Raw genomic sequence first — 8,713 nt, 5'->3', positions numbered from 1 at the left:
AAGAGCACCTAACAAAACCTGCTGATGGCTCTGAAGCAGATGATTGCGGCGGCGAGGACCAGGAAGGCGCGGTAGAGGTCGGCGTGGCGTTCGTAGCGGATGGCGAGGCGCCGGAACTGGTTGATCCAGGCGAAGGTGCGCTCGACCACCCAGCGGTGCTTTCCCAGGTGCTCGCTGCTGTCGATGCCGTAGCGGGCGATGCGGGGCGTGATGGCGGCGCCTGCGCAGGTCCTTGCGGCACCGGTCGAAGTCGTAACCCTTGTCGGCATGGAGCTTTTTGGGCCGCTTGCGGGGCCGGCCACGCCGTTGGCGAACCGGGTGGATCGCATCGACCACCGTGGTCAGCGCCATGCTGTCGTGGCGGTTGGCGCCGGTCAGGACGACGGCGAGGGGCAGGCCCTTTCGGTCGACCACGATGTGCCGTTTGGTGCCCGGTTTGCCGCGGTCGGTCGGGTTCGGACCAATCTCGTCGCCCCCCTTTTCGCCGGCACGGATGAGGCATCCACGCTGGCGCGCGACCAGTCGATCTCCCCGGTAAGGTTGAGGCGCTCCAGCATGTGGCGATGGATCTCATCCCACAGGCCGGCATCCTGCCAGGCGCGCAGCCGGCGCCAGCAGGTCATCCCGGAACATCCGGCCACCTCGAACGGCAGCCGCTCCCACGCGATCGCGGTGTACAGCACGAACAGGATGCCGATCAGCGCCGCGCGGTTCTCCACCCGCGGCCGCCCGCCCTTCGGGCGTGGCGCCGCGGCAGGAACAGCGGGGCGATCTCGGCCCAGAGGGCATCGGGCAAAAGCGTCTTGGCCATGCCCAAGCCTCGGCCAGATATGGTTAACAAATGGTTTTGTTAGGTGCTCTAAACCGCTGCCGCGGTAACCGCCCTGCATGACGGTTTTCAGATGTTTTCGATGTGGCGTCCGGCATAGGCGGGCGGACGATCACGGGGTTTCTCAACCTTTGGAGAGCCCCATGGACGCTTCCGAGCACCCCACCAGCACACGGCCGGCCGTCAGCCCGCTGCGGCAGCGGATGATCGAGGACATGACCATCCGTCGGTTCGGCGAGCACACCAAGCGGGACTATGTCCGCCAGGTCGCCGAGTTCACCGCCTTCCTCGGTCGGGCGCCGGACCAGGCCGAGCCGGAGGACCTGCGGCGCTACCAGCTGCATCTGGCGAGCCTCGGCGCCAGCTATGCCCGCATGAACCTTGCCTGCACGGCGCTGCGCTTCTTCTTCCACATCACGCTGGGCTGGGCCGGCTTCGGCGACCGGATGGCGCGGATCCCTAGCCCTGAGCGCCTGCCCGTGGTGCTCAGCACCGAGGAGGTGGCGCTGCTGCTCGCCCATGCGCCGAACCTCAAGTACCGCGCCGCTCTCAGCATCGCCTATGGCTGCGGCCTGCGGGTGTCGGAGGTGGCCCACCTCAAGGTCGCCGATATCGACAGCGCCCGGATGCTGATCCGCGTCGAGCAGGGCAAGGGGCGCAAGGACCGCTACGTGATGCTCGCGCCCGACCTGCTCGACCTGCTGCGCCGCTGGTGGAAGGAGCGCCGGCCGCAGGGTTGGCTGTTCCCCGGCCGCGATCCCGGCCAGCCCATCACCACCCGCCAGCTCGACCGGGCCTGCAGGGCTGCGGCCTCCGCCGCCCGGCTCGACAAGCGCGTCTCCATGCACACCCTGCGGCACAGCTTCGCCACCCACCTGCTCGAGCGCAAGACCGATATCCGCGTCATCCAGGTATTGCTCGGCCACAGGAAGCTCGACACCACGGCCGTCTACACTCGCGTCGCCCTGAAGACCCTGCGCGAGGTGGAGAGCCCGCTCTCTTTGCTGACGCCGCCGCCTTTGTAGGCCGGCCGGTTCATGGCGCGGCCTGCGCTCGAGGTCGCGGATATCCTGGACGCCCATGGCGATGCCTATGAGAGGGCCCATGCCGGGCATCTCAGCCGCGGCCAGCTGAAGGTGATGTGGGCGATCAGGTCCTGCCGCACGGTGGTGCTCGGCGGGCACGTGTCGCGCTGCGCCGACTGCGCTCATGTGGAGGTCGCCTACAACTCCTGCCGCAACCGGCACTGCCCCAAGTGCCAAGGGGCGACGGCACGCGACTGGCTCGCCGCCCGGCAGGCCGAGCTTTTGCCGGTGCCCTATTATCATCTCGTCTTCACCCTGCCGGCCGCGATCGGCGCCATCGCCTATCAGAACAAGGCGGCGGTCTACGACCTCTTGTTCAAAGCCTCGGCGGAGACGCTGGCCACCATCGCCGCCGATCCCCGGCATCTCGGCGCCCGCATCGGCGTCACCACCGTGCTCCATACCTGGGGCTCGGCGCTCCACCCATCATCCCCACATCCATGCCGTGGTGCCCGGCGGGGGACTGTCTGCCGACGGCTCCCGCTGGATCGCTGGCCGGTCCCGGTTCTTCCTGCCGGTGCGGGTGCTGTCCCGCCTGTTCCGGCGGCTCTTCCTCGACGGGCTGCGCGCCCTGCATGCCGCCGGCCGGCTCGCCTTCTTCGGCGACCTCGACCCGCTGGCGGAGACCGCAGCGTTCGACGCCATGCTGGCACCCCTGTGCCGCGCCGAGTGGGTGGTCTACGCCAAGCGCCCGTTCGCGGGACCCGCGGCGGTGCTCGCCTATCTGTCGCGCTATACCCACCGCGTAGCCATCTCCAACAGCCGGCTCATCGCCATGGACGACCGTGGGGTCACCTTCCGCTGGAAGGATTATCGCGCCCGGGCCAAGACCTCGGGCAATGGCTGGATCAAGGCCATGACGCTCCCAGCGGACGAGTTCATCCGCCGTTTCCTGCTCCATGTCCTACCCGACGGCTTCCACCGCATCCGGCACTACGGCCTGTTTGCGAGCGCGGTGCGCGCCGCCAACATCGACAGGATCCGCGCCCTTCTCGCGAAGGAGGAGGCCGGCCCTGCGCGAGGTCAAGACCTGCCCGCCGAAGCGAAACAAGCAGAGGCCACGCTGCGCTGCCGGTGCTGCGCCGGCATCATGACCATCATCGAGGCCTTCGCCCGGGGCTCGGCGCCGAAGACCTGGCCCGCCGCCTCCATCAGGATCGACACCTCATGAGCACCGACCTTGTTCCCCGGCACCAGGGTCTCGTCGCAGGCAATGCCATCTCCGGCATCGGGACCGCATGCGCTCTGCCATCGGCAAGGCCGCGTCCATCATCATCGCGGCACCGGAAAGATGTCGCTGCCGCCACGACCCGCACACGACCCGAGCGGTTTGGCCCCCTCATCTGCCCGGATATCCGACCCCCGATCAGGATCTCCCCCGTCAACCCCTGCCTAAAATCCCCATAGCGCCGCGAAGACCTCGACCGTCGTGCACGTCGGACCGCGGTTTCCTCCCCTGGAGGCTTTCCGACGCCGGCCCGCGCGATCAGCCCCACCCTCGTGATCGGGCCGGCATCCGAAACCCTTCAAAACACGCGAACAAAGCGCCGCCTCCAAAAACAAAAGTCAGAACAAAGACGAGCATTCACTGATCCGCTGGTCAGTTCAGGAAATCCAGCGCATTGCTATCAGGCTTGCCCAAAGACGAATCAAGCTTACGCATATTATCACATGGTCGTAAGCGCGAAAATCCCTGCACCTATTCATTGGCGGAGCATTGAGGGATTCTGTGTCCACAACGGAGACTGTGGACACAATGACATTGAATGGCATGAGCCTTTCGGGGCCGCTTCGGGTGACCAAGGTTCTTCGCAACGGGAAGCGGCGGTTTGACCCACAGATTCAGCCTTCGCGGGATTTGTCACGCGGAGATTCACCCGATTGCCCTGGCACACCGCCGCCGGCCAGTTGACAATATTGTCCAATTATATTTTCATATTATAAACTTAATTTCGGATATATGAAATAAATGAGCGCTGTCCGATCCGCTTCCAAGGGTCCCTGGGAATACTACAAGGAGGTCCAGATGATTCCGGGCGACCAGGCTTTCGCGTCCAAGGTGGGGTCCAAGTGCAAGCTCTGGAAATGATGGAGAGGCCCTTCGGGTCTCCGAAGGGTCCATGATTTTTGCAACCACCCACTAACTAGGGAGACGAAACATGCCGACATCAGCGAGTGAGAAAACCGACAGCAAGGTGACGGCCTCGGCGGGCGTTCGGGCGTCGATTGCGGACGGCAAGGATTTGCCATTGCTCGACGTGGGCCCCTATCTGGCGGGTGCGCCCGGCGCGCTCGAGCAACTGGCCTCGGATGTGAAGTTTATCCAGGAAAACCTAGGCTTCTTTGCGATCGTCAACCACGGCATCCCGCAGTCCCTGATCGATGAAGCGTTCCGCCAGACCGAGAAGCTGTTCGAGATTCCGATGGAGGAAAAGCTCAAGCACCGGGTCGGCTTCCACCACCAGGGCTATCTCCCACCCAAGTCCTCCATCCTGAAATCGAGCGCGATCATGGAGAAGATCGCGGTCAATACCAAGAAGGACACCAATGCCGCTTGGGTGTTCATGCGCAACCGCAACGCCGACGACCCGAAAGTGTTGGCCAATGTGCGGCACCGTGGGCTGAACCAGTGGCCCGACAGCCTGCCCGAATTCAAGAAGGCGTTGGACGCGTACGTGACCGCAATGGAGCAGCTCTCCCTCAAGCTGCTGCCTATCTATGCGCGTGCGCTGGGTCTTCCCGCCGACTACTTCGAGAGCATGTTCAAGACGCCGGAGTACTACCTGCGCTGCGCCTACTATCACCCCGAAGAGGGGATGGAAGAAGGCCAGTACGCGCTCGCGCCGCACTCTGACGGCAGCTTCCTGACGCTGCTGCCGATGACGCCGGTGCCAGGGCTGGAGGTCATGACACCCTCGAAGGAGTGGCTCAAGGTCAGCTACGTCAAGGGCGCGTTGATCGTGAACACCGGGCAGGTTCTCAACCGCCTGTCAAACGACCGCTTCATTGCCACGCCACACCGTGTCGTCAACCCGCCGATGAAGCGCTACGGGGTGGTCTTCTTCTTCTACCCGGACGACGACGCCAACCTAGGCCCGATCCCGTCGTGCGTCGGCCCGGGCGAAAAGGCGAAGTACGACTCGCGCTCCTTCTACGACTTCTTCGTGCCCTACCTGGACGACCTTTACCACTACAACGACCCCAACTTCATGAAGGACGTCGAGCCTGAAGGCGTGACCTCTAAAGCTTGAGGGTTCGTCACCGTTGAAGGCAGATCCGGCCTGCGCGGGCCGGATCTGCGGCGGACGCCATGCCATGGGCTCAACTTGAAGGAGTAATGCATGAGCAAACTGTTGATCGACGGTCGATGGGTCGATGCACTCGAGGGCGACACCATTGACGTCATCGATCCCTGCAGCGGACAGGTGTTTGAAAAAATTGCCAGGGGCCGCGCCGCGGATGTCGACCTCGCGGTGGTTGCGGCGCGCCGCGCGATGGATGGCCCATGGGGTCGCATGACGGCCACGGAGCGCGGCCGCATCCTGCAGCGCCTGGGGCAGCTCATCCTAGACCATGGCGAGGCGCTGGCCGAGCTGGAAGCCCGCGATACCGGCAAGCCCATTTCCGTGGCCCGCGCGGACGCCAAGGCGGTGGCGCGTTACTTCGAGTTCTATGGCGGTGCGGCCGACAAGATCCTCGGCCAGACCATCCCCTACCTGAATGGCTACAACGTGAGCGTCGTTCGCATTCCCCACGGCGTCACGGCCCACATCATTCCGTGGAACTACCCCGCGCAGATGATGGGGCGCACGCTCGCGCCCGCGCTAGCGATGGGGAACGCGGCCGTGGTCAAGCCCTCCGAGGACGCTTGCCTGAGCGCCTTGAAGCTCGCTGAACTGGCCATGCTGGCGGGGCTGCCATCCGGCGCGCTGAACATCGTGACCGGCTACGGCACCGAGGCCGGCGCGGCGTTGACGGCGCATCCGGGCATCAACTTCACGACGTTCACCGGCTCGCCCGAGGTGGGCGTTCAGGTGCAGCAATCCACCGCGCGTCACCACGTGCCCTGTGTGCTCGAACTCGGGGGCAAATCGCCCCAGATCGTTTTCGATGATGCGGACCTGGCCAAGGCCGCGCCCATCATCGTGCGAGCCTTGGTCCAGAACGCCGGCCAGACCTGCTCCGCCGGCAGCCGCCTGCTCGTGCAGGAAGGCATCTACGACCGCTTCGTCGCGACGATCGCCACCAGCTTCGAGGCGCTGAAGGTCGGGACGCCGGAGATGGACCTCGACTGCGGTCCTTTGATCAATGCCCGGCACCACCAGCGCGTGAGCGCCTTCATCGCCGACGCCGTCGGCATGGGCGTGCCCAAATTGGCCGAAGGCAGCCTGGCGCCCGGGATTCCCGGCGAAGGCTTCTTCGTCAAACCCGTGCTGTTCGGCCCGGTGCCGCGCGAACACCGCCTGGCATGCCAGGAGGTGTTCGGGCCGGTGCTGTCGGTCCTGCCGTTCAAGGACGAGGACGACGCGGTGCAACTGGCCAACGCCACAGAGTACGGCCTCGTCGCCGGCGTCTGGACGGAGAACGGCAGCCGCCAGGCGCGCATGGCACAGCGCATCGCCAGCGGACAGGTCTTTATCAATTGCTACGGTGCGGGCGGGGGTGTCGAGCTGCCGTTTGGCGGTGTCAAGAAAAGCGGCTATGGCCGCGAGAAAGGGCTGCTCGCCCTGGAAGAGATGAGCTCCACCAAGACAATTGTTCAGCACTACGAATAAGGAAGATCATGTCCAGATTGAGCAACAAGATCGCGATCGTCACCGGCGCAGGCAGCGGATTCGGCGCGGCGATCGCGCGGGCCTACATCAAGGAGAATGCGAAGGTGATTCTTGCCGACGTCAACCTCGAAGCGGCGCGCGGGATCGCCGCGGAACTGGGCGACAACGCGAGCGCCGTGGCGTGCGACGTGACCCGGTTCGACCAGGTGCAGGTCATGGTCCACCGTTGCGTGGAACGCTTCGGTGTGCCCAGCATCGTGGTCAACAACGCGGGCACCACGCACCGCAACCAGTCGATGCTGGAGGTCGACGAAGAGACCTTCGATCGCGTGTTCGCGGTCAACGTCAAATCGATTTACCACATGACACGCGCGGTGGTCCCGTTGATGAAAGAGAAGAAGGACGGGGTGATCATCAACGTGGGCTCCGTTGGCGGTATCCGCCCGCGCCCCGGCCTTACCTGGTACAATGGTTCGAAGGGGGCCGTGAAGGTGATGACGAAATCCATGGCCGTCGAGCTGGCGCCGGATGGCATCCGCGTCAACCTCATTTCCCCGGTCATGGCGCCCACGGGCCTTCTTCAGGACTTCATGGGTGTGGCGGACACTGCCGAGAATCGGGCTCGCTTTGTTTCGACGATTCCCCTGGGAAGGATGTGCGACCCGGTTGACGTGGCGAATGCCGCGGTGTTCTTGGCCAGCGAGGAAGCCCGCTTCCTGACCGGTATCGAGATGCCGGTGGACGGCGGGCGTTCCATCTGACGGCGGCCCGGCATGCACCTCGCTTCTTCTTGGCCTCCGGGTGATCGCGCAACATGAGCGACATCATTCTTGAAAGTAGCCGCCGCGAATTGCCCACCTTGACGGACAGGTTTGTGGAGTGAAGGGGAGGTCACGTTGACGGCTGCGGCGGGGAATGCTGCCGTTGTTTGAACCGCAACAATGGTCGGCGACGGATGATCGGCATCGAAGAACATTGCGCGAGAACCTTCGCAAGGTCGAAGCGCTGTATCTCGGCGCAGGGGCCGCCGGCAAGCGGCCGGAGCGGAGAGCGAGCGGCTGAAGGCCCGGCTTGCCGAGATCGGCCGTCAGGATCATGCGGTGGAGATGCAGTTCTCGATGCCCGATCCGAGGGCTGTTCGACTTTTCGTGGCCTTGTGCCGGCGCTACGGCAGCCTGCCTTCGGTCGACCTCGCGATTCCGGCGTTCGGCTCCAGGAATCATGTTGCGATCGACCGCGGCTTCGGCCTGATCCGGAACTGGATGACGACGAATGCCGCCGCGTACGACGGGGCGCGTCTCAAAGACGTGCTGGATCGGACAAACACGGCCATCGACGTCTGGGCGGACACGGCCTATCAGTCGGAGAAGAACAAAGCGATGCTGGCGCGGCGCCGGTTCGTCTTGCGCATTCATCACCAGAAGCCGCCGGGTCGGCCGATGCCCGATCGCATGCGCATCGCCAACGCGTAGAAATCGAAAGTCCGGCGCTGTCGAGCATGCGTTCGCCCGTCAGAAGGGTCCGATGGGCCTCGTCGTTCGGACGATCGGCATTGCACGCGCCAGGGTGAAAATCGGCATCGCGATCTCCATCTGGCAGCCCATGGCGTCGATGGTGACAATCGCCCCCTTTAGCGTCAGCGCCTTCAAGAGCTCAGGGATGGCAGTGATCTCATTGGACTTCTCCGCCACATTGGCGTGGTCCAGCACCAGCCGCTGCCGGCTCGACCACGCCGAGATCATGTGGATCGGCGCCTTGCCCCCGCCTTCCTGATAGGCGCGCCGCAGCGTCTTGCCATCGACAGCGACGATATCTGGGCCGAACTTCGTGAGGGAGCCGACCTAGCAGGCTGTTGAAGAAGTCGGCTCGCGGACGGCTTTGAGGATCACGTCGTCACCGTCGTGGTAGGTGAACTCGATCTCGATGGTGCCGTCGTCCTGGAGTTCGGCGGAGCCCTCTCCCGCCAGGACTGTTCAACGCTGATTACAGAGCGCGGTATGCGAGGATGAGATCGAGGCTGAGTA

Annotated in this window: 5 protein-coding genes and 4 pseudogenes; 7 read left to right on the top strand and 2 right to left on the bottom strand. The window is 64.5% G+C overall.

Annotated features, from left to right (window positions below):
• Positions 1-8: 8 nt before the first annotated feature.
• Positions 9-811, bottom strand: a pseudogene (locus tag V5F48_RS24665) (IS5 family transposase).
• Between the two features lie 161 nt (positions 812-972).
• On the opposite strand from V5F48_RS24665, the gene V5F48_RS24660 reads away from it, so the two are divergent.
• The 7 genes and pseudogenes from V5F48_RS24660 to V5F48_RS24630 all read left to right on the top strand — a co-directional run.
• Positions 973-1,854 (top strand): tyrosine-type recombinase/integrase, encoded by an 882-nt coding sequence (locus tag V5F48_RS24660; RefSeq protein ID WP_394260602.1) that lies wholly within the window; start codon positions 973-975, stop codon positions 1,852-1,854.
• 12 nt (positions 1,855-1,866) lie between these two features.
• Positions 1,867-3,085 (top strand): annotated as a pseudogene (locus tag V5F48_RS24655) (IS91 family transposase).
• A gap of 988 nt (positions 3,086-4,073) precedes the next feature.
• Positions 4,074-5,165, top strand: a complete 1,092-nt coding sequence (locus V5F48_RS24650; protein ID WP_394260601.1) for an isopenicillin N synthase family dioxygenase — start codon at positions 4,074-4,076, stop codon at positions 5,163-5,165.
• Positions 5,166-5,255: 90 nt separating this feature from the next.
• A complete protein-coding gene (locus V5F48_RS24645) occupies positions 5,256-6,689 on the top strand; it encodes an aldehyde dehydrogenase family protein (protein ID WP_394260600.1) in 1,434 nt (477 codons plus the stop codon).
• A gap of 8 nt (positions 6,690-6,697) precedes the next feature.
• Positions 6,698-7,450 carry an SDR family oxidoreductase gene (locus V5F48_RS24640; RefSeq protein ID WP_394260599.1) on the top strand — a complete coding sequence of 251 codons (753 nt, stop codon included), beginning with the start codon at positions 6,698-6,700 and terminating at the stop codon, positions 7,448-7,450.
• 154 nt (positions 7,451-7,604) lie between these two features.
• Positions 7,605-7,751 (top strand): hypothetical protein, encoded by a 147-nt coding sequence (locus V5F48_RS24635; protein ID WP_394260598.1) that lies wholly within the window; start codon positions 7,605-7,607, stop codon positions 7,749-7,751.
• 122 nt (positions 7,752-7,873) lie between these two features.
• Positions 7,874-8,285 (top strand): annotated as a pseudogene (locus tag V5F48_RS24630) (transposase); the annotation flags it as partial.
• Here the strand turns inward: V5F48_RS24630 and V5F48_RS24625 are convergent.
• Positions 8,261-8,530, bottom strand: a pseudogene (locus V5F48_RS24625) (ISAs1 family transposase); the annotation flags it as partial. The pseudogenes V5F48_RS24630 and V5F48_RS24625 sit on opposite strands and share 25 nt — an antisense overlap.
• Positions 8,531-8,713 lie beyond the last annotated feature (183 nt).

This window comes from Xanthobacter autotrophicus ATCC 700552, from assembly GCF_043194565.1.
GTDB classification, from domain to species: domain Bacteria; phylum Pseudomonadota; class Alphaproteobacteria; order Rhizobiales; family Xanthobacteraceae; genus Xanthobacter; species Xanthobacter autotrophicus_F.
Note: the sequence above shows the minus strand (reverse complement) of the source record. Positions and strands in the feature narration are given on the sequence as shown.